The following is a 756-nucleotide window of genomic DNA, read 5'->3' on the forward strand; positions in this document are numbered from 1 at the left end:
ATGGCGAAGTACGATGTGAAGTTCAAGCAGGAAGTAGTGCAGAAATATCTGGCGGGAGGCAGTGCCAGAGGGCTTGCCAAGGAATATAGGCTGGACCACAGCGTAGTTCGGCGGTGGGTCCGGAGCTACCGACATCATGGCGTAGCGGGACTGAACAAGAAGTACGAGCACTACAGTGCCGAGTTCAAGCTATCGGTATTGAAGCGGATGAAGCAGGATCAGCTATCGCAGCGGGAAGTGGAGGCGATGTACGGACTTCGCGGCTGCGGGACAGTCAGTCGATGGGAGCGCCTGTATCATGAGCACGGCCTGGCTGGATTGCAGCCCAGGCCGAAAGGACGCTCGATGATGATGAAGCCCAAGATACCCCCAAAGCCCACCAAGAAAGACGACACGCGCCCGCGTGAAGAATTGCTCGATGAAATCGAGTACCTGCGTGCGGAGGTTGATTACCTAAAAAAGCGTCGGGCCTTGATTCAGGCAGAGCAAGCGGCTGCGCAAAAGCAGCGCGACTCGTCCAGGAATTGAGGCCACACCACAAGTTGCCTGTTCTGCTGAAGGTTGCCGGATTGGCACGCAGCACCTTCTACTACCAGGTCAAGGCGCAGGAAGCTGGCGACAAGTACGCGGCCGTGAAATCGCGCATCCGCAAGATCTATGATCGGCATAAAGGCAGGTATGGCTACCGCCGTGTTACGGACACGCTCAAGCAGGCCGGCCAACTGATCAATCACAAGACGGTGCAGCGCCTGATGA

At 56.9% G+C, this 756-nt stretch carries 2 protein-coding genes; both read left to right on the forward strand.

Annotation, left to right across the window (positions count from 1 at the left end; translation table 11 throughout):
• A partial coding sequence (locus tag HBH1_RS24715) for a helix-turn-helix domain-containing protein (RefSeq protein ID WP_102664753.1) occupies window positions 1-528 on the forward strand: 528 nt, incomplete at its 5' end.
• A gap of 41 nt (window positions 529-569) precedes the next feature.
• A partial coding sequence (locus tag HBH1_RS24720; RefSeq protein WP_158243323.1) for an IS3 family transposase occupies window positions 570-756 on the forward strand: 187 nt, incomplete at its 3' end.

The sequence above is a fragment of the Herbaspirillum sp. BH-1 genome (genome assembly GCF_002870055.1).
Lineage (GTDB): Bacteria > Pseudomonadota > Gammaproteobacteria > Burkholderiales > Burkholderiaceae_D > Herbaspirillum > Herbaspirillum frisingense.